Source organism: Ruicaihuangia caeni (assembly GCF_040536845.1).
Taxonomy (GTDB): Bacteria; Actinomycetota; Actinomycetes; order Actinomycetales; family Microbacteriaceae; genus Ruicaihuangia; species Ruicaihuangia caeni.
Window position 1 is genome coordinate 207,759 of record NZ_CP159582.1, and the last position, 23,502, is coordinate 231,260.

The 23,502-nt window shown below is 68.2% G+C and carries 20 protein-coding genes and 1 tRNA gene; 1 reads left to right on the forward strand and 20 read right to left on the reverse strand.

Features of this window, described 5'->3' with window-relative positions:
• Positions 1-19: 19 nt before the first annotated feature.
• The 6 genes from ABV606_RS00985 to ABV606_RS01010 form a co-directional block, all read right to left on the reverse strand.
• Positions 20-1,474, reverse strand: coding sequence for an MFS transporter (locus ABV606_RS00985; protein ID WP_353988017.1), 1,455 nt, complete (start codon positions 1,472-1,474; stop codon positions 20-22).
• A complete protein-coding gene (locus tag ABV606_RS00990; protein WP_353988018.1) occupies positions 1,467-3,986 on the reverse strand; it encodes an ABC transporter permease in 2,520 nt (839 codons plus the stop codon). The genes ABV606_RS00985 and ABV606_RS00990 overlap by 8 nt, the downstream gene beginning before the upstream one ends.
• The gene (locus tag ABV606_RS00995) at positions 3,983-4,756 is read right to left on the reverse strand and encodes an ABC transporter ATP-binding protein (protein ID WP_353988019.1); all 774 of its coding nucleotides are present in this window, start codon (positions 4,754-4,756) and stop codon (positions 3,983-3,985) included. Before ABV606_RS00995 ends, ABV606_RS00990 begins: the two co-directional genes overlap by 4 nt.
• Positions 4,753-5,262, reverse strand: a complete 510-nt coding sequence (locus tag ABV606_RS01000; RefSeq protein WP_281487622.1) for a DJ-1/PfpI family protein — start codon at positions 5,260-5,262, stop codon at positions 4,753-4,755. The genes ABV606_RS00995 and ABV606_RS01000 overlap by 4 nt, the downstream gene beginning before the upstream one ends.
• A gap of 172 nt (positions 5,263-5,434) precedes the next feature.
• Positions 5,435-8,179, reverse strand: a complete 2,745-nt coding sequence (locus tag ABV606_RS01005) for an ATP-binding protein (RefSeq protein WP_353988020.1) — start codon at positions 8,177-8,179, stop codon at positions 5,435-5,437.
• A gap of 56 nt (positions 8,180-8,235) precedes the next feature.
• Positions 8,236-8,706, reverse strand: a complete 471-nt coding sequence (locus ABV606_RS01010; RefSeq protein WP_281487620.1) for an ATP-dependent zinc protease family protein — start codon at positions 8,704-8,706, stop codon at positions 8,236-8,238.
• Positions 8,707-8,731: 25 nt separating this feature from the next.
• Here ABV606_RS01010 and rimK point away from each other — a divergent pair, with 25 nt between their 5' ends.
• Positions 8,732-9,925 (forward strand): 30S ribosomal protein S6--L-glutamate ligase, encoded by a 1,194-nt coding sequence (gene rimK / locus ABV606_RS01015; RefSeq protein ID WP_281487619.1) that lies wholly within the window; start codon positions 8,732-8,734, stop codon positions 9,923-9,925.
• A 54-nt stretch (positions 9,926-9,979) separates the two neighbouring features.
• On the opposite strand, the gene ABV606_RS01020 is transcribed toward rimK, so the two are convergent.
• From ABV606_RS01020 to obgE, 14 genes are all read right to left on the reverse strand, one after another.
• On the reverse strand, positions 9,980-10,900 hold the full coding sequence (locus ABV606_RS01020) for a dihydrodipicolinate synthase family protein (protein ID WP_353988021.1): 921 nt from the start codon (positions 10,898-10,900) through the stop codon (positions 9,980-9,982).
• The gene (locus tag ABV606_RS01025) at positions 10,897-12,285 is read right to left on the reverse strand and encodes an MFS transporter (protein WP_353988751.1); all 1,389 of its coding nucleotides are present in this window, start codon (positions 12,283-12,285) and stop codon (positions 10,897-10,899) included. The genes ABV606_RS01020 and ABV606_RS01025 overlap by 4 nt, the downstream gene beginning before the upstream one ends.
• Before the next feature lie 231 nt (positions 12,286-12,516).
• Positions 12,517-13,698: an AI-2E family transporter gene (locus ABV606_RS01030; protein ID WP_353988022.1), complete on the reverse strand. Its 1,182-nt coding sequence runs from the start codon at positions 13,696-13,698 to the stop codon at positions 12,517-12,519.
• 144 nt (positions 13,699-13,842) lie between these two features.
• Positions 13,843-13,918 (reverse strand) — tRNA-Ala (locus ABV606_RS01035).
• A gap of 207 nt (positions 13,919-14,125) precedes the next feature.
• Entirely contained in the window at positions 14,126-14,959 is an 834-nt protein-coding gene (locus ABV606_RS01040) for a MetQ/NlpA family ABC transporter substrate-binding protein (RefSeq protein ID WP_353988023.1), read from the reverse strand.
• A 140-nt stretch (positions 14,960-15,099) separates the two neighbouring features.
• Complete coding sequence (locus ABV606_RS01045; protein WP_281487615.1) at positions 15,100-15,852, reverse strand: methionine ABC transporter permease; 753 nt, start codon at positions 15,850-15,852, stop codon at positions 15,100-15,102.
• Entirely contained in the window at positions 15,849-16,892 is a 1,044-nt protein-coding gene (locus ABV606_RS01050) for a methionine ABC transporter ATP-binding protein (protein WP_353988024.1), read from the reverse strand. The genes ABV606_RS01045 and ABV606_RS01050 overlap by 4 nt, the downstream gene beginning before the upstream one ends.
• Before the next feature lie 175 nt (positions 16,893-17,067).
• Entirely contained in the window at positions 17,068-17,445 is a 378-nt protein-coding gene (rsfS, locus tag ABV606_RS01055) for a ribosome silencing factor (protein WP_353988025.1), read from the reverse strand.
• 37 nt (positions 17,446-17,482) lie between these two features.
• Positions 17,483-18,877, reverse strand: a complete 1,395-nt coding sequence (locus tag ABV606_RS01060; protein ID WP_353988026.1) for a hypothetical protein — start codon at positions 18,875-18,877, stop codon at positions 17,483-17,485.
• On the reverse strand, positions 18,874-19,479 hold the full coding sequence (nadD, locus tag ABV606_RS01065; protein ID WP_281487611.1) for a nicotinate-nucleotide adenylyltransferase: 606 nt from the start codon (positions 19,477-19,479) through the stop codon (positions 18,874-18,876). The genes ABV606_RS01060 and nadD overlap by 4 nt, the downstream gene beginning before the upstream one ends.
• Positions 19,480-19,494: 15 nt before the next feature.
• A complete protein-coding gene (locus ABV606_RS01070) occupies positions 19,495-19,707 on the reverse strand; it encodes a hypothetical protein (RefSeq protein ID WP_281487610.1) in 213 nt (70 codons plus the stop codon).
• Between the two features lie 33 nt (positions 19,708-19,740).
• Positions 19,741-21,003: a glutamate-5-semialdehyde dehydrogenase gene (locus ABV606_RS01075; protein WP_353988027.1), complete on the reverse strand. Its 1,263-nt coding sequence runs from the start codon at positions 21,001-21,003 to the stop codon at positions 19,741-19,743.
• A 40-nt stretch (positions 21,004-21,043) separates the two neighbouring features.
• Complete coding sequence (gene proB / locus ABV606_RS01080; RefSeq protein ID WP_353988752.1) at positions 21,044-21,874, reverse strand: glutamate 5-kinase; 831 nt, start codon at positions 21,872-21,874, stop codon at positions 21,044-21,046.
• 35 nt (positions 21,875-21,909) lie between these two features.
• Positions 21,910-23,493, reverse strand: coding sequence for a GTPase ObgE (gene obgE / locus ABV606_RS01085; RefSeq protein ID WP_353988028.1), 1,584 nt, complete (start codon positions 23,491-23,493; stop codon positions 21,910-21,912).
• Positions 23,494-23,502: the final 9 nt, after the last annotated feature.

Here is a 23,502-nt window from a genome sequence, read left to right on the forward strand (position 1 = left end):
TACAGGTGAACACCTCACCTCACCTCACCAGCTGCCGCAGCGGGCGATCCGCAGGTGCTGCGAACGTACGCCGCGGGCTGCCGTTGCGACGCAGTCCGGGGAACGTACCGAGGGCGACGAGCACTGCAAGCGCAGCGGCTATCGCGGCGGCCAGGTGCGCTGCCGAGAGCCCCGTCTGGGAGGCCGTGAGCGCGCTCTCGCCGGCTTCGAGGGCCGCTGCGCGCACGGAGGTGTCGATCGCTCCGAAAACGGCCAGCCCCACAGCGCCGCCCACTTGCGCGCTCGACGAGGCGAGGCCCGAGCCGACACCGGCGTTGCGCGCCGCGATTCCCTGGGCGATCACCAGCGTGGTCGGGGTGAAGCTGGCGGCCACGCCGAAGGCGGCGAGCAGCAGTGCCGGCAACACATGCTGCCAGTACGGGGTCTCTAGCGACACGTTCGAGAGCATGATGTGGGCCACGCAGACCGATGCGAGTCCGGCGATGGTGACCCGCTCGGGCCCGAAGGCTGCGAGCAGTCGCGGCAGCACGAGGGCGCTCACAGCGAACCCTGCGATCGACGTCGGCAGCATGGCGAGGCCCGCCGACTCCGGTTCGAGGCGCATCACCTGTTGGAGCACCATGGCGATGAGCACGAAGCATCCGATCCTCGCTGCACCGCCGAATGCGTTCGCGGCAATCCCGCCCGCCACGCGGGGATCGCGCAGCAGCGTGAGCGGCAGCACGGGGTCGGCTGCTCTGCGTTCTGCCGTGACGAAGACGGCGAAGCAAACGCCCGCTGCCACCGAACCGCCAAGGGTTTGGACGGAGACCCACCCGTAGTGGGGTACCGAGAGCACGGCGAACACGACGCCGATGGCGGCGCCGGTGAGCGCGAGCGCGCCCATCACATCGAACGAACGGCGGGCGCGGTCCTCGTCTGGAGGAAGTGTCTTCCAGGCGGCGAATGTCACTAGCGCCGCGACCCCCGCGGTGAGCACGAAGACCGACTGCCACCCGAGCGCACCCGTGACGAGCCCACCTGCCGTGACGCCCACGGCACCGCCGACGGTGGATGCCGCGCCCCACGCGCTCATCGCCCCGGCTCGCGCTCGTCCGTCGAAGCGGGCGAGGATGATCGCCATGGCAGCTGGGCTGAGGAGCGCCGCACCGGCCCCCTGCATCAGCCGAGCGGCGAGGAGCACTCCTTCGGCGCCGGCGACGACGCCGAGCAGGGATCCGGCGAGCAGTGCCGCCGCACCGATCATGAACATTCGCCGGCGGCCGAAGACATCCGCTGCCCGTCCGGCGACCAGCAGCAGGCCGCCAAAGGTGAGGAAGTAGGAGTTCAACACCCAGGCGGCACCGACACTGTCGAGGCCAAGGTCGCTTGTGAGGGATGGCAGCGCGACGTTGATGACCGATGAGTCGAGCATCACGAGGAACTGCGCGGCGACCACTGAGAGGAGGAGACCGGTTGTGCGCGACTCAGTCATGCGAGATCGCGTCCAATGCGGGCAGCGCGGCCGCGCGCCGCGCCGGTGCGAAGGCGGCGAGCAGACCGGCGAGGGCGACAGCGGCGCCTAGCCACGCGAGTTGATCCAGCGGTACCACGAGTGGCAGCGGCGCGATGGTGCCGAGCGCACCGACGGCCGCGAACGCTGCCGCAGCGCCGAGGACTGTTCCGATCACCACTGCGGTCGCAGCGACGAACACGGCCTCTGATTGGACCATCGCTCCCACGTGCGCCCGGGACATGCCGAGGGCGCGAAGCAGGCCGATCTCGCGCGTGCGCTCGACGATCGACAGGGCGAGCGTGTTGGCGATGCCCAGTACGGCGATGAGCAGTGCGAACGCGAGCAGAACGGTGACGAGGCCGAAGAGCTGATCGATGATCTGCGTGCGCCCCGCGATCACCGCGGCCTGGTCTCGCACTTGCACGGTGGGGTGGTCAACGAGTTCGCGTTCGAGCGCGGCGGCCAGCCGGTCGGCGGTGACGCCGGCGGCTCCCACAACGAACACACTGGCATCCATATCTTCCGTGAAATGCTGCGCGTACGTGTCGAGCGAGACCAGGAAGTCGGTCTGCAGCGCGCGCGCAGTGGTGTCAGCGACGACACCTACCACCGGCAACGCCTCTTCTCCGGTGCGGGCGAACGTCATGGTGAGCTCGTCGCCGACACCGAGGTCACGCTCCTCCGCGACGCGCTGTGCGATCACCACACCCCCGGGCGTCGCGAGATCCACGATCTCGCCGTCGATCATTCGGATCACGGCCACTTCTTGGATGGCGTCTGGGTCGACGGCGCTCAGCGCGCTCATCATGCCGGCGTCGCGCCAGTGGCCGTACTTGAGCCGGGTCGCTGCACCGACCTCATCGACTCCGAGCACCTCGTCGAAGACGGCGGCGTGCACTCCCCCGAGCATCTCCTGACCGGCACTCTCGACCACGACATCCGCTTGGATCGCCTCGCGGTACTGCTCACCGGTTGCCGTCTTGACCGAAGCGCCGACGATCGCGGCGAAGCTCATGAGCGCAAGGCCGAGCGCGAGCGCCATCACGGTTGCCGAGGTGCGCCGCGGGGCGCGCTCCGCAGACTCCTGCGCCAGCCGCGCAGCCACTCCCATGCGTGACAGCGGGGCACCGATCGCACGGACCATCGGGCGGATCACCACCGGAGCTATGAGAATCACGCCGGCGAGCGCGGTGCCGAGACCGACAGCGAGCACGGGCATGTCGGCGCCGAAGGATGGCATCGCCGCGAGCACCGCACCGACTGTGAGGAGAGCTGCTCCGACTGTCGTCCGCGCGCGCGACACAAGCCTCGCCTCCGCTGCGCTCTGCCGCATTGCGGCGACCGGCGAGATCGCTGCTGCCCGGCGAGCCGGGCCTATCGCGGCGGCCAGCGTGACGATCACTCCCACGCAGACGGCCACCAGCACGGTGCGCGGTTCCACGACGAGGTCGCCATCTGGGATGGTCACTCCCGCGCCGCGAGCCAAGGCCCGCAGCCCGATCGCCCCGCCGATGCCGACCATCGTGCCGATTCCCGAGGCTGCCATGCCGACGACGAGGGCCTCGCCGAGCACAGAACGGAGGATCTGCGCGCCGGTGGCTCCGGTCGCTCGAACCATGGCGAGCTCGCGGGTGCGTTGCGACACGACGATGGCGAAGGTGTTGCCGATGAGGAACGACCCCATCAGCAGCGCCGCGACCGACATCGCGACGAGCACGATCTGGAGCATCTCGAGATTCGAGGCGGCGGCTTCGGCGCCCGCGGTCGCGAGGTCCTGAGCAGTGGCGACCTGGTACGAGGCGCCGAGGACCTCTCCTAGCAGCGGTTGAAGCTCGTTCACAGCGAGATCGGTGGTGATCATCAGCTCTGATACCGCCGCGCCCAGCCCCAGCGCCTCTTGCGCGGTACCGAGAGAAGCGATCACGGCAGTTCCGACCGGAGGGCCTTCGGCATCACCGAAGCCCACGAGGCCGACGATGCGAACCTCAATGCGCTGATCGGCGACGAGCGTCAGCCGATCGCCGATGCGAAGGCCGAGCGTGCCGGCCGACGCGACATCGAGCGCGACTTCGCCTGCCTCGACCGGCGCGGTGCCGTCGCGGAGAGGAAACGCACCCACCGGTTGCGGAATCCACGAGGTGAGCTGCGCGGCACCCAGATCGACCTCGCGGTCTTCGAGCCGCACGGAGCCTTTCGCAACGGCGATCGCTGCATCGACGCCGTCAATGGCCGCGACCTGTTCGACCACATGAGCAGGGAGAGGGTCCCGTTCGACTTCGACACCCATGCCCGAGTCGAACGCAGTGGCGGTGCGAACGGTCAGGTCTGCACCGGCGGATGCCGTGCGGAACTGCTCGTCGAAGAGCCGCTGCGCGGTGTCGTTGAGCACGAGGCTTCCGGTTACGAAGGCCACGCCGAGGATCACCGCGATGACGGTGAGAGCGAGCCTGACGCGGTGAGCGATGAGTTGCGCGAGCGTGAACCGGATCATGCTGCCACCTCCTCTGCGACAGCATCGAACCGTGCCATGCGATCGAGCACGGCCTGCGCGGTCGGGTGGTCGAACCCGTCGACGACCTGGCCGTCGGCGAGGAACTCAACCCGGTCGGCGAACCCGGCGGCGACCGGATCATGAGTGACCATGACGATCGTCTGGCCGAACTCGCGCGACGCCCGCTGAAGGAACGCCAGAAGGGCGCGACCTGCGCGGGAGTCCAACGCACCGGTGGGCTCATCCGCGAAGACGACTTCTGGACGCGAGGCCAACGCTCGCGCCACAGCGACGCGCTGCTGCTGGCCGCCAGAGAGCTCGTTGGGACGATGCGACAGACGCTCCTGAATGCCGAGCGTCGTCACGAGCTCGTCCACCCACGCCGAGTCGGCTCGCTTGCCGGCCAGCCGCAGCGGCAGCTCGATGTTCTCAGCCGCGGTGAGGGAGGGCACGAGGTTGAAGCTCTGGAACACGAACCCGACCTTGCGGCGGCGCAGCACAGTCCGCTCGCGTTCGCTGAGTTCCGTCAGCTCGACGCCGCCGAGTCGCACTGTCCCCGAATCGACCGAGTCGAGCCCCGCCATCACGTGCATCATGGTCGACTTGCCGGAGCCGGAAGGGCCCATGACCGCGGTGAATCGTCCCGCAGCGATTGAAAGAGTGGCATGGTCGAGGGCGTGCACGGCCGCGGCGCCCGATCCGTACGTCTTGACGAGTCGCTCTGCGACGATGATCGGGGCAGGCGCGGCCGGTCCGGTTGACGGGTTCATTGGAGGAGTCCTTTCGCGAAGGCTGTGGTGGGTGTGAAGAGCGCGATGGCTGAGGCGTCCGCCATCGTCACGAAGCGGTCATCGATCGCGATCGCCTGGTCGACCGCCACGACGCCGAGGCCGGCGAGTTCATCGCGGAGCACGGGCGGTGCCGCCACCGTTCGGCCCGATAAGAGCCCCGCTGATGCGGCGATCAACGAGCCGTGCGACACCGACATGAACAGCCCCGCATCCGCTGCAGCATTGCGGAGCCACCGGTGCAGCGTTCCGTTCTCGCGGAACAGCGCGGCGCCGACACCGCCAGGGAGCGCGATGATGTGCGGCCGAGGCAGTTCGTGGAGAGCCGCATCCGCGGTCAGTTCGACACGACGTGACTCGTCTCGCACTGGCCCGACCGTCTCGCCGATGAACGTGGCCTCGGCTTCGGGCAGCCGGCTGAGCGTGTCATGGAGCGACACTGCGTCGAGCGAGGCGAACCCGTCGAAGAGAAGGATGGCGATCTGCATATCCCTATGCTTTTCGCCAGGGTCACCGGGCCGCACCGGTGAAACCACCAGGTTCCTGGGTGCATCGCCCGCTCGGCGCTCCAGCTGTCAGGCGACGTTCAGGGCCTGCGACGCTGCCGGCGATCTCGGTGCAGTGGAAAGCAGCCGCCGGTGCCGATGGGGACCTGTGTTGTCAGGCTGCAGGGTCGAGCGGCACGTTGGCGAGCGCGGCGCGTGAAGCGATGCCCAGCTTCGCGAAGATATTCCGCAAGTGGAACTCCACCGTCCGGGGGCTGACGAACAGGCGCGCAGCGACCTCGCGATTCGAGAGCCCCTCCTGCACGTGGCGCGCGACTTGCAGTTCCTGCGCTGTCAGCGACGGAAGTTCGGCTCCGGTCGCGTGGCGTCGCATGGTCTCACCAGACGCGCGGAGTTCGTCGCGTGCGCGGTCGGCCCAAGGCGCCACCTTCAGCTCGTCGAACATCGACGCTGCGATGCGGAACTGCTCGCGCGCGTCGACTCTGCGGCGAGCACGACGCAGATACTCGCCATACGCGAGCCTTGTGCGCGCGTGGCTCAACGGTCTCATCGACGAGGCATGGTGCTCCAGCGCTGAACGAAAATGACGCTCCCGTTCCTCGGTCTGCGCACTAAGCGCCTTTGCATGTTCGACGATCGCGTGTGCCCACGAGTTGCCTGTCGCCGCCGCGAAGCCGGCGATCTGCCCGGTCGACCTCGCCACGGCATCGGCATCGCCACTGCGGACTGCGACCTCGATGAGGTCGATTGCCGCCGCCTGAGCGATTCCACGGTGCTGCACCGCTTGGAAGCAACGAAGCGCTTCCCGGGGATCGTCGCGGGCCGCTTCGATGCCGCGCGCCCACCTCGTGAGATCGAGCGTGATGGCTTCGAGCACGCCGGAGGGATGGGAGCGCGTGAGCTGCTCGACCTCGTCGGCACGTGCCGCGACGCCAGGAGCGCCGCGGTATGCGTCGATGACCAGCAGCTGTGCGAGCGGGAGCGCGAGCTGATTCTCGTGGCCCGCGGCTCGCGCGAGATCCAGCACTTCTTCGCCGGCGGCGCGGAGCTCGCTCCAACGCCCGGCGGGCAGCTGCACCAGTGCCCGCCGGGTGAGCGCGTGGAGCGTCTCCTGCACCGACGAATTGGCGCGCGCAGCGTCGAGTTGACGATCGTGCCAGCGGAGAGCTGCCTCGTCATCTCCGAGCGTCAACGCGGCAATGCCCAGGTTCGTCAGCAGGTCGGTGTGCGGCAGTCCCTCGCCGAGCTCGAGCGCACGGCGCAGTTCAGCAGCGCCGTCGGCGAGGCGATCATGAAGCATATGGTCCATGCCGAGTAGCAACGCGGTGAAGCACGACGCCGAGCGCCCGGTCGTTCCCGGTTCGAGGGCCGCAATGGCCCGCACATCGATAGTTGCCCCGGATTCCGCACCGAACGCCGCCAATGCCGTCGCGATCATGCCGAACCGTCTCGCACGCTCCGCGTCGCTCGCCGCGAGGGCCTCGCCGGCCGCGCCAGCAAGGATGCCGTGCGCCAGGCGAACCGAGCCGTAGTTCATCTCGACGAAGGCACGGAGTCGATCGGCTTCGGCCTGCAACTCACGACTCGTGGCTGTTGCTCGCACTCGTTGCGCGAGCACGCGCGTGCGCTCCGGGTCTCCGGCGAGCCAGGCCGAGTTCGCTGCGTCGAAGAGCCGCTGCTGCATCCGATCGCCGTTCTCTGAGAGCTGCGCGGCGCGCTCGAACGCGGCCGATGCGGCCTCATGACCCCCGTGCAGCCGAAACCGCTCGGCCGCCTGTGCCAACAGCTCGGCCGTCTCCTCCTCCGGCCCATCGACGGCAGCTGCGCGGTGCCAGATCGCCCGATCGAGATCGCCGTACAGTTCCAGGGCGTTGGCGAGTGCGGCGTGAACGCGCCGGCGCTCCCCGAGCGAAGCACCCCAATGCAGCGCGGATCGAACGAGGGGATGCCGCATCTCAAGCGTCGAGCCGGTCACGGCGATCAAGTCGGTGTGCTCAGCGGCGTCTGCCTCCGCCTCAGCAACGCCGAGCAGCTCAGACGCGCGACGGATGACTGCGGCGCTTCCGGTGTCGTCGATGGCGGCGATCAGCAGGTGGGTCTGCGCTCCGGCTGGCAGCCGTCGCACACGGTCGAGGAACACCCGCTCGAGGTGGTCGGTGAGCGGCAGGTGACCAGAGAGCGGCGAGAGACCCGCCACCTGCGACTCGGTCAGCGCACGCGGAATCTCCATCAGCGCGAGCGGGTTGCCGCCCGTGCGGGCAATCAGGTCACGCCGAACGGCAGGTGCAAGCTCGTGCCCCGCCGCGCTGTGCTGAAGCAGAGCCTCCGCCGCGCCCGGTTCGAGCCCTTCGAGGCGCACGCTCGGCAGATCCGCCGCGTCGAACCGGCGAGCGTCGCCGTCGCGCGCCGCGAACACCATGGCCACTGGAGAGACATCGATGCGGCGCGAGATGAACAGCAGCGCAGCCGCAGAAGCGTCATCGAGCCAGTGGGCGTCGTCCACGAGGCACACCAGGGGCGCATCCTCAGCGGCGTCAGTGATGAGCGTGAGCGCCCCCAGGAACACCAGCACGCGCTCATCGCTCCCGACCACCGGTCCGTGGCCCAGCATCTGCGCCGACAAGGCTCGCGCCTGCGGTGGAGGCAACCTGTCGAGTCGATCCAGCAGCGGCAGCAGCAGGCGGTGCAGCGCTGCGAATGCGAGCGGGCTCTCGCTCTCGATGCCCTGCGTTCGGAGCACACGCATGCCGGCGGCGTCAGCATCGAGCAGAGAGGTCAGCAGCGCTGACTTTCCGATGCCCGCCTCGCCCCGGAGCACGAGCGCCCCTCCGCGCGACTCGCGGGCCCCGTCAAGTGCGTCGAGAAGCGCCCTTCGCTCGCGCTCGCGCCCCAGGATCACGCGCCGATCCTATCGAGCGCGTGCCGATCCCGGCGAGAACCGATCCTGCCCCGCGATCACGCGCCGCGGTTCGCCAATCGCACGCGCCGTGGTGCCCTGCCTCCGAGATACGAGGCGGCGGGATCGACCAGGAAGCCCTGGCGGAGCGCTTCGCGGCCGATGAGCATGCGGAACCCCATCTCGTCGCGGTTCGTCAGGGTCGTCTCGGCGGTGACGAGACGACCGGCGAGACGAATGTCGAGTAGCACCACGATGCGCTCCTCGCTGTGCCCGGAGGAGCTGCGCACCGTGCGCCGATCGTGCACATCGCACTCGACGTCGATCGCCCCGTCATCGCTGGCTTGCCAGGGATGGACTTGGAAGCGGACTCGCTTGCCATCGGGCGACTGCTCGAGATCGAAGGCGTGCAGTGCGGAGCTCCGGGCGCCGGTATCGATCTTCGCCTTGATCCACGGCACCTGGATTCCCGGCAGGCTCGCCCATTCTCGCCACCCCACGAGGGTGCTTGAATGGATGTCGCTGTTCACTCGATCATCTTGGCAGGAACCCCACTTGAAGCTCGCCATCCTTTCGCGCGCCCCCCAGGCGTATTCCACGCAGCGACTTCGGGCGGCGGCCGTGCAACGGGGGCATCGCGTGAAAGTGCTCAACACTCTGCGCTTCGCGATCGACCTGTCGGGTCCTGAGCCCGACCTGCACTACAGGGGCAAGTTCCTCTCGCACTACGACGCGATCCTGCCTCGGATCGGCGCCTCCATCACGTACTTCGGCACGGCGGTCGTTCGCCAGTTCGAGCAGATGGATGTCTACACGCCGAACACCGCCAACGGCATCATCAACTCAAGGGACAAGCTTCGAGCCACCCAGATCCTGTCGCGGCACAACATCGGAATGCCCGCGACGGCCTTCGTGCACCACCGCGGTGATGTGCGTCTCGCGATCGATCAGGTCGGCGGCGCCCCGGTCGTGATCAAGCTGCTCGAGGGCACGCAGGGCATCGGCGTGATCCTCGCACCCGAGGTGAAGATCGCCGAGGCGATCATCGAGACGCTGCACTCGACGAACCAGAACGTCCTGATCCAGAGCTTCATCGCCGAGAGCCGGGGCCGCGACATCCGCGCCCTCGTGGTCGGTGATCGGGTCGTCGCCGCGATGCGGCGCACCGCCAGCGGCGACGAGTTCCGCTCGAACGTGCATCGCGGAGGCACCGTCGAGGCGATCGACCTCCCGGCCGAGTACGAGCAGGCCGCCGTGCGCTCGGCTCAGATCATGGGCCTGCGCGTCGCCGGCGTCGACATGCTGGAAGGCAACGAGGGCCCCTTGGTCATGGAGGTGAACTCATCCCCCGGCCTCGAGGGCATCGAACGCGCCACCGGACTCGACCTGGCCGGTGCCATCGTCGACTACATCGGCAATCAGGTCGCCTTCCCAGAGATCGATGTGCGTCAGCGGCTGAGCGTGTCGACCGGGTACGGAGTCGCAGAACTCGTCGTGCACGCGAACGCCGATATGGTAGGCCGCTCGCTGCGAGACTCGGGACTGCGAGAGCGAGACATCACCGTGCTCACCCTCCACCGCGGCGCCAATGTGATCCCGAATCCCAAGGATGCCGTCGAGCTGGAGGCCGGCGATCGGCTGCTGTGCTTCGGCAAGCTCGAAGAGATGCGCTCGATGATCCCGGAGCGTCGGCGCCGTCGCCCTCGCGTTCGCAAGCTCCCCAAGGAGGCGACCGCGGCCGAAGGGTAGCTCCTCGCAGCAGGTGCAGCGAGCCGCGCCCAGGATGACCGGCGCCGGATGACGCTATCGGCCGAGGCCGAGTTCCTCGACGACACGGGCGACACGGCGGCGGTCCGCATCGCCAAGGCCCTTGATCGGCAACGGCAGGCAGTACGGTCGCGCCAGGTCCAGGTGCTCCGCGATCGCTGCCGTGACACGGAGACTGCCGTGCTCGGCGAAGAGTTCCCAAAGCGGTGCCAGCCGCGCCGACAGCGCCGCGGCTTCGTCGGCTCGGCCGGCCTGAGCAGCGCGCGTGATCGCGAGAGCGGGCTCAGGCAGCGTGCCGGCGATGACCGAATACCACGCATCGCAGCTCGCAGAGAGACCGGTCGCCGCAGAGGCGTCGCCCGACACACCGATCGTCACATGGGCGGGCAGCACCTGGCGCAGACGCTGCACGCGGTCCGCAGCCGCTGCTGAGTCGGCGGGCAGCGCAGGGATCTTGATCGACGTGACTCTCGGGAGACGCGCGATCGCCGCATACAGCTCTTCGGTGAAGGCGAAATGCGTGGTGCCCGGGTTGTCGTAGAGGATGACCGGCAGCGACACTGCGCTGGTCACATCGTCGAACAGCCCATAGACGTCGTCGGCGGTGAGCGCCTGATAGGTCATGGGCGCGAGCAGCAGCGCCGCAGCGCCCGCGGCCTCAGCATCCGCTGCATGCTCGAGCACATGCTCGGTGCGAAGCGCACCGATGCCCACGACTACGGGCGTCGCGCCCGCGTGCTCGACCGCGAGGGCGGCGACCCGCGCGCGTTCGGCTCTCGTGAGATACGCGTAGGAACCGGTGGACCCGAGCGCGGTGATGGTGTCGACGCGAGCTGCGGCGAGACGGCCCACGATCCTCGCGTAGGCGGTCTCATCGACGCGGTGGTCGGCGATCGGTGTGAGCGGGAACGCGCTGAGTCCGCGCAGCGGTTCAGCGGCAGAGTTCGCGGACTTCATGCTTCGGATGCTCCTGACTGATTCGAGTTCCTTGTTGTGAGAAGAAACACCGTGACCATACCGGCGAGCAGCACCGCGGCGGTGACCGCCATGGCGGCTCCGATACCCGGCATCGTTTGGGCAATCGCTGCATCCGGTTGCCGGGCCAGCACATTGGCGCCGATGATCGCGCCGAGCGCGGCGACGCCGAGGGTGGATCCGATCTGGCGGAAGGTGTTGTGGAGGGCCGCGGCGGTCGACGAGTCGGCCGGATCGGCATCCGCGACCGCGAGGCTGCTCATCGACGAGCTCATGAGCCCGGACGCGACGCCGACGACCGCGAGGCGCCATGCGAGATCAGCCGGACCCGATCCTTCAGATTGCACTGCCAGCAGAGCGCATCCCGCTGCGCCCAGCCCCAGACCGGTGATCAGCACGGGTGCGATGCCGAAGCGAGCAGCGATGCGGCCGGCGATCGGCCCGAATGCCGCCGTGCTCAGCATCATGGGCAGGAACAGCAACCCGGCGGTGAACGGGTCGTGACCGCGGTATTCCTGGAGGTCGATCGAGTAGAAGTACGAGGTGCCGAAGAACATGAAGAAGTAGGCGAGCCCTGCGACGCTGGCCGCGATCACTGCCGGCGACTGCCAAAGCGAGGGCGGGATCAAGACGACCCGATCGTGACGGCTGCGCGCCCGCTGCCTGATCAGGAACAGCGCAATCGAGGCGGTGCCGACTGCGAATGCGCCCAGAACCAGAGGTGAGGCGAATCCCTGGAGGGGCAGTTGCAGCAGGCCCTCCACCAGGCCGCCGAGGCCGACGGCACCGATCGCGGCACCGACCCAGTCGACGCGGACTCCGGCCGCCGGCCGCCCGTGCGCGGCGGGCGGCACACCGCGCGCGCCGAGGATGAACGCGGCGATCGCCAGCGCAGCAGAGAGCACGAACCCCAGCCGCCAGCTTCCCGCCGCGAGAATGACCCCACCCAGTACCGGCCCAGCGCTCAATCCCAGGCTCGCGACCCCGGCCCAGAGCCCGACCATTCGAGAGCGCTGCGCGGCATCATCGAACTCAGCACGCAGGATTGCGAGGGTCTGAGGGAGGAGCAGCGCGACGCCGACTCCCTGCAGGGCGCGTCCGAGGAGAAGCACGACCAGGTCGGGCGCCAGAGCGCAGGCGACCGACGCGGCGGTGAATACGGCGGTACCCGCAAGGAACGCCGCACGACGGCCGAATGCGGTGCCGATCGCTCCGCCGATCATCAGAAGGGCGCCGTAAGCGAGCGTGTATGCGGCGCTCACCCACTCGAGGCCGACTGCGGGTACTCCGAACTCGCCGCCGATCGCCGGAACCAGGAGGTTCACGAGGGTGGTGTTGAACATCGAGATCATGGATCCGATGCACATCGCCACGACGAGTAGCGTCCGCCCGCGGAGTCCAGTGGCGACCCCGTGACGCCTCGCTCCGCTCATACCGTTGGCAACCTCGTTCACCGAGAACCGATCATCCGAAGAGGAACGTCAACCGGTTCTGTCTCTTCCGGGGACGAGCCTAGTGGGAACACGCTCGCGCGATCGTCGCCGACGTGGCGCGGGCTGCTCGACCACGGGGCAACCGCGGGGCCCAGGTGACAGCGCTCATGACGCCTTCCGAGCGCCGCGTCGCAAGCGGAGCTGCTTGCGTGCATCGAGCGTCGGATCGGGCTTATCCCAAACCTTCACGATCGCCCACCCGACCGCGGCGATCGGCACTGCGAGCACAGCGCCCGCGATCCCGCCGAGGATCGTGCCGACCGTCAGTGCGACGAGGATGATCAGCGGGTGCAGCTTGAGCGACTGACTCATGACGATGGGCTGCAGCAGATCGCCCTCGAGTTGATTCACGACGATCACGATCAGCACCACGATCAGCGCCACGACCGGGCCGTTCGCTACCAGCGCCACGAGCGCAGCGAAGACACCGGCAACGGTGGCGCCGACGAGCGGGATGAACGAACCGAGGAACACGATGACTGCGAGCGGAAGCGCGAGCGGCACCTGCAAGATCGCAAGGCCCACGCCGATGACCAGAGCGTCGACCAGGCCAACGATGGCGGTGCCCCGTATATAGCCGCCCAGCACTTTGACGGACGTGTCACCGATGCGACGTCCGCGCTCCAGGCGGGCTCCGTCGAAGGGGCGCAGCAGGAAGGCCCAGATCCGGTCCCCGTCCTTCAAGAAGAAGAACAGCACGACGATCACCAGCACGGTGCCGGTCACGAACTCCGTCGCGAGCGAGACGCCTGCGATCGCGCCGGCGCCGAACTCGGCGCTGGTGATGAAGTCGACGATGGCATCACGGGCCGCGGTTATCTGGGCCTGGTCGATAGGCAATTGCAGGTCGGCCAGCCAGCGCTGCAGGTCTTCGAATCCCTCGGTCGCCGACGCGACCAACTCGTCCCACTGGTTCCGCACGGCGAAGACGATGAGCGTGACGATTCCCCCGAACACGGCGAGGCCGCCGAGCAGCGTGATCCACGCGGCCAACATGGGCGGCATCCACCGGCGCAGCCGCACGATGACGGGGCTTGCTGCCGCCGCGAGGATGATGGCGATGAGCAGCGGGATCACCACGAGCTTGACCTGCACGAGCGCCCAGATCGTGAGCGCGCTCAGCGCGATGATCAGCAGAAGCTGCAGGCTGCGCACCGACCAGCGTCCGAGCCTGTCCCCCCACAACGAGCTCGACAGCAGGCCCCGCGTCGGCGCGATGGTCTCCACGCCTGCCGAGGGAGCCGTCACTGAGCGGGTTTGCGGATCTCGACGCGTGAAGAGCCCCATCGCCCCAGCCTATGGAGCGGAGCAGCAGCCGCAATGGCTCGGCCGGCGTGAGCTCTCGACCGTCGATGCGAACTCGACAAGAGGAGCGATCGGTACGGCCGGTTACGGCCACGTGAACCGAGCCCTGAGAACCGACTCGAACAATGGTGGATCTGAGGGGACTCGAACCCCTGACCCCCTGCATGCCATGCAGGTGCGCTACCAGCTGCGCCACAGACCCGTTTCGGTCGACCTCCTCGCGGAGGCGACTCATCTACTTTACTACATGCCCCGGCAGCCGCTGACCACCGCGTGGACTTCGCTGGCCGGCTTCGCACCGTGACCGGGCTCGACGCGCGGTCGTGCCGAGCCGGTACGGCAAGCGCCCGACCCCCGATAGACGGAAGCCGGGCGCTCATCAGCCGTGCATGGCACTGCCGGGATCAGCTCACTTGGTGACCGGGATCATCTGGTCGCCGAAGGTCTCCTCCATGTAGGCCTGAGCCTCGTCAGAGAGTAGGAGGTTGTAGAGCTTCTGCACGCGCTCGTCGTTCTCGAGCTCAGGAGTCGTGGCGAGCACGTTGAAGAACTTGCTGCTCTCACCCTCGACAAGGATGGCGTCCTCGAGCTTGAGGCCGGCGGGCAACGCGAACGAGATCGTCACGAACGCGGCGTCGACGTCGGGAAGTGCCGCGGCGAGCGAGGCGTTCTCGATCTCGACGAACTCGAAGTCGTTCGGGTTCGAGGTCACGTCGTTGAGCGTCGAGGGGTTCTCGGTGGTCTCGATCAGGCCCTCGGCGGCGAGCATCTCGAGTGCACGCCCCTCGTTGGTCGGGTCGTCCGGGATCGCGATCTTCGCGCCCTTCTCCAGGTCGGCGATATCAGTGATCTTGTCGCTGTAGAACGCCGCGACCGGCAGGTAGACCTCGCCCACGCTCACGAGGTCGCTTCCGGTGGCCGTGTTGAAGTTGGCGAGGAAGGTCGTGTTCTGGAACAGGTTCGCGTCGACATCGCCATCGACGAGGGCGGTGTTCGGCGTGTTGTAGTCGGTGAACTCGATGTACTCGATGTCGAGGCCGGCGTCGGCGGCCAGGTTCTCGTCGACCCACTGGAGCAGTTCCCCTGCCGGGATCGCGAGCGCGCCGACCTTGATCGTCTGCACGTCGCCGCTACCGGCGTCAGTGCTGCCGGCGTCGCTCGCCGCACCGCAGCCGGCAAGGCCGATGGTGAGGGCGGCGGCGAGACCGACGCCGGCGAGGCGCTTCGGAGAGATGAACGTCATGGTGTTTCCTTTGCTTTGCTGTGGTTTCAGGCGTGGTGAAGCCGTCGGTCCTCCGGACGCTGTGAAACGCGAGAGCCCGGAACTCGACGGTGAGAGAGGTTGCATCAGGGTGGAGCGGATGCGGTCGGCTTCAGACTGGCTCAGCCGCCGGCGACGCTCTCGAACATTCGCTTGCGCTTGCCGGTGTCGCCGCTGCGGTGGGTGAGTCGGCGCGCGCCCCAGGTGGCCAACCACTGCAGCACCATCACGATGATGAAGATGATGATGATCACGATGATCATGTGGATGACGCTGTAGCGCTGGTAGCCCCAGCGGATCGCTACCGACCCGAGACCGCCACCCGCCACGACGCCGACCATCGCCGAGAAGTTGATGATCGAGGTGACCGTCGTCGATAGACCGAGGACCATTGGCGCCAGAGCCTCGGGCACCAGCACCTTCGACACGATCTGCCAGCGGGTGGCGCCGAGCGAATGCGCGGCCTCGATGAGCCCGGCATCCACCTCCTTGATGGCGATCTCGACCATGCGGGCGAAGAAGGGGATCGCGACCAGCGAGAGCGGCACGATCGCCGCCGTCGCACCGATCGAGGTGCCGACGAGGAACCTCGTCACGGGGATCAGCGCGACCATGAGGATCACGAACGGCACACTGCGGCCGAGGTTGACGATGAAGTTCAGCACCCAGTTGATGACGGCGCTGAGCCGGCGTGAGCCGAGCACCCGCTCGAAGAGGCCACCGCGCTCGGTGCCGACGACCGCGATGCCGAGTGGCAGGCCGAGCAGCACCGTGAAGATGAGCGCGACGCCCACCATGTAGAGGGTCTCCCCCGTGGCGACGAGCATCAGCTCCCAGAGCTGGGGCCAGAAGTTCGGGTCGTTGACGTCGATCATGAGACACCTCCCGCTGCATCGGCGGAATGCACCTCGACGAGCAGCCCCTGGTCTCGGAGGTCGTCGACCGCAGCGGCGTTCTGCGCCGGCGTGCCCGGAAGCTCGAGGCGAGTGCGACCCGCCTGGCTGCCGCCGATCGACTCGATGACGGCGCCGAGGATCGACACGTCCAGCGAGTGATCGCGCGCGAGCTGTGCGATCACGGGCCGATCAGCCGACCCGCCGCTGAACGTGATGTCGATCACAGTCGTGCCGGGCGCGGGTGTCGCGTCGCCGAGCGGGAACAGGTCTGCAGCAAGGCGCGAGCCGGGCGTCGAGATCAGTTCGACCAGTCCCCCGGTCTCGACCACTCGGCCGTGCTCGAGGAGCGCCGCAGAATCGCAGATCCCCTTCACGACGTCCATCTCGTGCGTGATCAGCATGACGGTGAGGCCGAGCTGCTCGTTGATCGTCTTGAACAGCTCGAGGATCGATCGCGTCGTCTCGGGGTCGAGTGCGGAGGTCGCTTCGTCTGAGAGCAGCACCCTGGGTTCAGCAGCAAGGGCGCGAGCGATGCCGACGCGCTGCTTCTGCCCGCCCGAGAGCTGAGACGGAAACGAGCCGGCCTTGGCGCCGAGACCGACGAGGTCGAGGATCTCCGACGCACGGCGTTTGCGGTCGCGGGAGTCGGTGCCCGCCAGCTCGAGCGCGAGCTCGACGTTGCCTTGCGCGGTGCGGCTCTCGAGCAGATTGAAGTGTTGGAACACCATGCCGATGTGCTGGCGAGCTCGGCGAAGCGCCGAGTCGCTGAGCGTGGTGAGTTCCTGCCCGTCGACGATGACGCTTCCGCTGTCGGGCCGCTCGAGCAGGTTGACGGTGCGGATCAGGGTCGACTTGCCGGCACCGCTCTGGCCGACCACGCCGAAGATCTCGCCAGGCGCCACCTGCAGGCTCACATCGTCGAGCGCGGTCACCGCGGCGTCGCCCGACCCGAAGGTCTTGGAGACATGGCTGACAGTGATCACAGGCGGAAGCGCTTCCTGGTGAGAGGACGGCGGCATCCAGAGATCGTTCTCGATGGATGCCGAGGCGCCGCTCAGGCGCCCTTGGGTACCCGACAAGCCTAATCAGCCGTTGCTTGGTGTTCAGCCAGGATGTCGCATTCCGCAACATTCGCAGCGCGCCTGAGCGAGCCGCCTGTCAGACGCCACGACCACGGGGGTGTTGGGGAACCGATCAGGCCGGTTCGCCGGGCCCGTCGATCGGTACCGGGATCACCGGACAATCGCGCCAGAGCCGCTCGAGCGCGTAGTACACGCGCTCCTCCTGATGGAATACGTGCACCACGAGGTCGCCGAAGTCGAGCAGCACCCAGCGGGCTTCGGACCGTCCCTCGCGCCGAAGCGCGTGCGTGCCGTGCTCCGCGAGCTTCTCTTCGATCTCGTCGGCGATCGCGAGCACCTGACGCTCGCTGCCCGCGCTCACGAGGAGAAACACGTCGGCGAGCGGAAGTGGCTTCGACACGTCGAGCGCCACGAGATCTTCGCCGCCCTTCGCATCGGCCGCCCTCGCGGCGATCGCGACGAGCTGCAGTGCGTTCTCGGATGCCGTCACGCGGCGCACCCGACGTCGCTCAGCGGAATGCCGCCCACTAGAAGACTCCGTTCAGCACGCCGATGACGAGCAATGCCACGACTCCGACCGCAAGGCCGGATGCCGTGATCGCCAGCCCGGTGAGCAACTTGTTGCCCCGGGGCTTCTTGGTCTGGATGACACCGCGCGTCGCGCTGCTCGTGCTGATGGCCTTCGAGGCGCGCACCGGCTGCGAATCGCTGACGGCCTGCGACGCGGCGCGGTCGTCGGCATCGAGCAGCCGGTCGAGTTCGATGCCGTCGAGCCCGGTGCTGTGGCTGCCAGTGGCGGCCAGACCGCCCGAGAGCCTGATGCTGTCGGTGATGATGATCTCGCCGGTGCCGTCGAGGGCGCGCGGCAGATCACTGTGACCAGGCACCGACGGCAGCACGAGGGCCGCGGCGCTGACCGTCGAGCCACCGGCCTCAGGGCTGACCATCGAGTCGAAGGCGGTGCTGCGCTCACGCAAGTCCGTGTCGTGCGCGGCATCCTGCTCTCCCTCGGAAGCAGCGGCGCTCGGTGCGTCCGCCTCGCGGGCAGTCGGTTCCGCTCGCGCGAACGGGCTGCGCTCGACGATCTCTGGAACAGTCTCGTTCGCCGGGGCCGCCGCCTGTCGCGCGTCGGAGGCGAACGGCGTGCTCTCGATGAGCTGCTGCGACTCAGGCGTGGACGATGGCTGAGGCTCGATTACGGGCGCCTCCGCGGATGCCGCAGACTCGGTCGACCTCGCGAAACCGGCCGACACTGCGGACGGGCGGAGCCGATCACGCCGGCGAACCGGAGCCTCGCCGGCGTCGGACGGCCCCGCCTCAGCGCCACTGGTGACTGATGCCGCTGCGTCGGCGGTTCCTGCGTCGGCGTCGCCTGCAGCAGCACGCTGGGGGCTCGTGTTCGAAGGCCGGGACGTGACCGGGGCGGGCATCACCGGTGCGCTGCCTGTGCTGACGTTCGGCACCTCGGGCAATTCGACCGGGGCGAGCGGACCACGGGCAGCCGGCTCATGCTCGCCGGGTTCGACGAGCGGCGGCACCGCGCCGGCCTCCTGCGCCCTGCGCAGCTCGCGGAGCTGCCGACGCGTCATCGGCTGGCCGTTCACGAAGAAGGGAGCCGACGCCATCGACATCGGTGCTCCGGCGCTCGCAGCCGTCGATGGAGCGGTCGAGTCCTGCGGCACGGCCGGTCGAGCCGCCTCGTCAGAGGGAGCGGACGGTGCCACCGACGCTCGATCGGTCGACTCCGCCTCTGTCGGCGCCGAGGCGGGTGCGCTGCTCGGCTCGCTCGCGGAACCAGCGTCGGAGGCGCTGCTGACCTCGCGCTGCTCGATCGCCTCGCGCAGTTCGCGTTCCGCGGCGAGCTTGCGCTCATACTCACGCGCCTCGCGCCGGCTCATGTGCTGGTGCTGTCTTGCGCTCACGGTTGCTTGCTCCGATAGAGGTGGTACTTCGAGATGTACTGGACGACGCCGTCTGGAACCAAGTACCACACCGGGTACCCCCGGCTCACCCTCTGCCTGCAGTCGGTCGACGAGATCGCCAGCGCGGGAACCTCCAACGAGCTTACGCGGCGCGCTGGGAGTCCGCTGATGCTCAGTGCGTGGCCCGGTCGCGAGACGGCCACGAAGTGAGCAAGTTCCCACAACTCCTCGACGTTCTTCCACTCGAGGATCTGGGCGATCGCGTCGGCGCCGGAGATGAAGTAGAAGTCGGCTTCGGGCCGCAGTGCGCGGAGATCGCGCAGCGTGTCGATGGTGTACGTCTTGCCGCCTCGCTCGATGTCGACACGGCTCACGCCGAAACGCGGGTTCGACGCGGTAGCGATGACCGTCATGAGGTAACGGTGCTCGCTCGGCGACACATCGCTCTTCATCCACGGCTCGCCCGTGGGCACGAAGATCACTTCATCGAGGTCGAAGTGCTGCTGCACTTCGCTTGCGGCCACGAGGTGCCCGTGATGGATGGGATCGAACGTGCCGCCCATCACACCGATGCGCGGACGACGCCCGGTCACCTCGGCCATCAAGGGAGGCGCCGCCTACTGCTCGTCGGCGGGCTTCTCGACGCGCGCCTCGGCCGCCTTGCGGTGGTAGCCGAGACGGTTGGTGACATCGCGGTAGCTGAACGTGACCGCGGCACCCGCGATGAACAGCACGGCCATGACGCCTGCGATGACCGGCGCCGGCGCGATCAGGGGAGCCAGCTCGTGGCCGCCCTCGGACGCGGCAAGCACAGCGGTGATCAGCGACATAGGTGGTTCTCCATTCGAAAGTCGTCTACGAGTCTAGCTGCGAACCTGACCGGAGCCCCGCACGACCCACTTCGTGCTCGTCAGCTCGGCCAACCCCATCGGTCCGCGAGCGTGCAGCTTCTGGGTCGAGATGCCGACCTCGGCTCCGAAGCCGAACTCGCCTCCGTCGGTGAACCTCGTCGAAGCGTTCACCATGACCACCGCGGCATCGACCTCTGCGAGGAACCGCTCGGCGTTGTGCAGGTCGTTCGTGATGATCGACTCGGTGTGTCCGGTGGTGTAGTTGCGGATGTGGGCCATCGCCTCGTCGATGGAGTCGACGAGCTTCACGGAGAGGTCGAGCGAGAGATACTCCGAGGCCCAGTCGGCATCGGAGGCGGGTACGGCATCTGCGAAGAGCTGGATGACGCCCTCGTCGCCGTGCACTGTGACATCGGACTCGCGGAGCGCCTGCAGCACGCCCGGCAGCAGCCGGTCTGCCGCCGCGCGGTGCACGAGCACGGTCTCGACGGCGTTGCACACGCTCGGGCGCTGCACCTTGGCGTTGCGGACGATGTCGACGGCCATCTGCTCGTCAGCGCTCTCATCGATGAAGATGTGCACCACGCCGGCGCCGGTCTCGATGACGGGCACGGTCGACTCGTTGACCACGGTGCTGATGAGCGAGGCGCTCCCCCGAGGAATGAGCACATCGACGAAGCCGCGAGCGCGCATGAGCTGCTTCGCGCCATCGCGCCCGAACTCATCGATCGTCTGCACGGATGCTCGCGGCAGCCCTGCCGACTCGAGCGCGTCCTGGATGATCTCCACCAGCACGCCGTTGGTGTGCTGCGCCGCCGACCCGCCGCGAAGCACTGCGGCATTACCGCTCTTCAGCGCCAGCGCCGCGATGTCGATCGTGACGTTGGGTCGCGCCTCGTAGATCGCACCGATGACGCCGAACGGCACTCGCACCTGATTGATCGAGAGACCGTTCGGCAGCACTGAACCGCGCACGGTCTGCCCAACGGGGTCGGTGAGGGCGATGATCTGTTCGACGGCCTGCGCGAGCGCCTCGAGTCGTGGCTGGTCGAGCTTGAGACGGTCTTGCAGCCCCAGGCTCATGCCGCTCTCGCGGCCGTTTGCGAGGTCGAGCTCGTTCGCGGGAACAATGCGTTCGATGCCTCCCCGAACGCCGTCGGCGATCGCCTGCAGCGCAGCGTTCTTCTGCGCGGTAGTGATCGTGACGAGCCCTCGGGCGGCGTCCCGCGCCGCCACGAGCTTGTCGTGGAACGTGAGCGTAGCGGTGTCAGGCATGACCCGAGTCTATTGGGTCACGATGCCTGCACGCTGGGCGCTAGCGGGTGGCTCGAGAGGTCGGAACGGGCGCCGTGAGGGCGAAATCCGGGGTCTTCGCAGCGAACCAGGTGCCTGTGCGTCGGCCGCTCACTGCGGTCATGACCTCGTCGGCAGAGGTGAGCAGCACGGGGATGCCGTGCGCCGCCGCGTACCGTGCAGCACCGACCTTCGTGCCGGCCCCGCCTGTTCCCACGCCTGCTGCGCCGGTGCCGCCGATCTCGACCTCGGCCAGAGCGTCGCCGAACGGGACCTCGGCGATGTGCTCGGCGCCGGGACGCTCGGGAGGCATGGTGTAGAGCCCGTCGACGTCGCTCAGGAGAATCAGCACATCAGCACGCAGCAACTGCGCGACCAGCGCCGCGAGACGGTCGTTGTCGCCGAAGCGGATCTCATGAGTCGCGACCGTGTCGTTCTCGTTGACGATCGGAAGGATGCCCAGGGCGAGCAAGCGGTCGATGGCACGCTGCGCGTTGCCGCGCGACGTGGCGTTCTCGAGGTCGCCGGCCGTGAGCAGCACCTGCCCGGCGATGATGCCGTATCGGCGAAGGCTCTCCTGGTAGCGCACCATGAGCACGTTCTGGCCGACGGCCGCGGCCGCCTGCTGCGTTGCGAGGTCGCTCGGTCTCGCATCGAGCTTCAAGAAGGGGATGCCCGTCGCGATCGCACCCGAAGAGACGAGAACCACTTCGCTCCCCCGGGCATGCGCCACCGCGAGGGCATCGACGAGGGGCGCGATCCGCCCCGCGTTGTGGCCACTGATCGATGACGACCCCACCTTGACGACGATGCGGCGGGCGGTGGGGATCCCGGCGCGCTCGCTCAACGGCATCCGCACCCCGCCGTGCGGGGTCTCGACGCCAGAGCTCACGACTGAGATTCTTCCGTATCGGCCTCACCGGCATCGCCATCGGAGGCGGCTTGGCCGCGGTCGCGCCGAACCTCGAACCCTTCGTCATCGCGCCAGATGCCGGCCGCGCGCTCTCGCGCAAGCTCTTCACGCGCCGCCGCCTTCGCGTCCATGCGCTCGAAGTACGCTTCGCGCCGCTCGGCGCGAGTCGCACGAGCTCCCCCGCTGATGCGCTCGTCGAGCCCGCGGGGGCTCGTCACGAGCTCAGCAGTCGAGGTGAGCGTCGGCTCCCAGTCGAACACGATGCCGTCCTCTCCGCCGATGACGACGGTGGCTCCCGCAACCGCGCCGGCCTTGAACAGCCCCTCTTCGATGCCGATCTTGGCGAGCCGGTCGGCGAGGTAGCCCACCGCCTCATCGTTCTGGAAGTCGGTCTGCTCGACCCAGCGCTCTGGCTTTTCGCCGCGCACACGGTAGACGTTGCCGTGCGTTCCGCCCTCGACCGTGATGGTGAACGGAGCCTCGTCGACGGGTCGGGGGCGCATCACGATGCGCGGAGCCTCGGGCTGCGCGAGACGTTCGAGACGCGCGGCTTCGACGATCTCGGCCATGGCGAACGAGAGCTCACGCAGACCGGCGCGACTCACCGCGCTGACCTCGAACACGCGATAGCCCCGCTGCTCGAGCTCCGGACGCACCATCGCGGCAAGGTCGGTGCCGTCTGGCACATCCGTCTTGTTGAGCGCGATCAACTGCGGGCGCTCGAGCAAGGGCGTCTCCCCCTCGGGAACCGGATATGCGGCCAGTTCGCCGAGGATGACCTCGAGGTCGGTGATGGGGTCGCGCTGAGGTTCCAGCGTGGCGCAGTCGAGCACATGCACCAGCGCAGCGCAGCGCTCCACGTGGCGGAGGAACTCGAGCCCGAGTCCGCGCCCCTCGCTCGCGCCCTCGATGAGGCCGGGCACATCTGCGACCGTGAAGCGCATGGAACCGGCCTGCACGACGCCGAGATTGGGGTGCAGTGTGGTGAACGGATAGTCAGCGATCTTCGGCTTCGCCGCCGAGAGCGCGGCGATGAGGCTCGACTTGCCGGCGCTCGGATAGCCGACGAGGGCGACATCCGCAACGGTCTTGAGCTCGAGGCGCACGTCGCCCTGCCAGCCGCGCGTGCCCAGCAACGCGAAGCCGGGCGCCTTGCGCTTCTGGCTCGCGAGAGCGGCGTTGCCCAGCCCGCCGACGCCTCCCGGCGCGACGACGAAACGAATGCCGGGCTCGTCGAGGTCGGCCAAGATGCTGCCGTCGACGTCCTTGACGACCGTGCCGACCGGTACGGGGAGTTCGGTGTCGGCGCCGTTGTGGCCCTCGCGGTTGTCTCCCATGCCGAAGCCGCCGTTCTCGGCGGTGCGGTGCGGCCCGCGGTGGTAGCTGAGCAGTGTCGTGACCTGGGGATCGCTGACGAGCACGATGTCGCCGCCCTTGCCCCCATTGCCGCCGTCGGGCCCGCCGAGGGGCTTGAACTTCTCACGGCGCACCGAGACGCAGCCGTTGCCGCCGTTGCCGGCGCGCAAGTGCAGCACCACGTCGTCGACGAACGTCGCCATGGTTCGCTC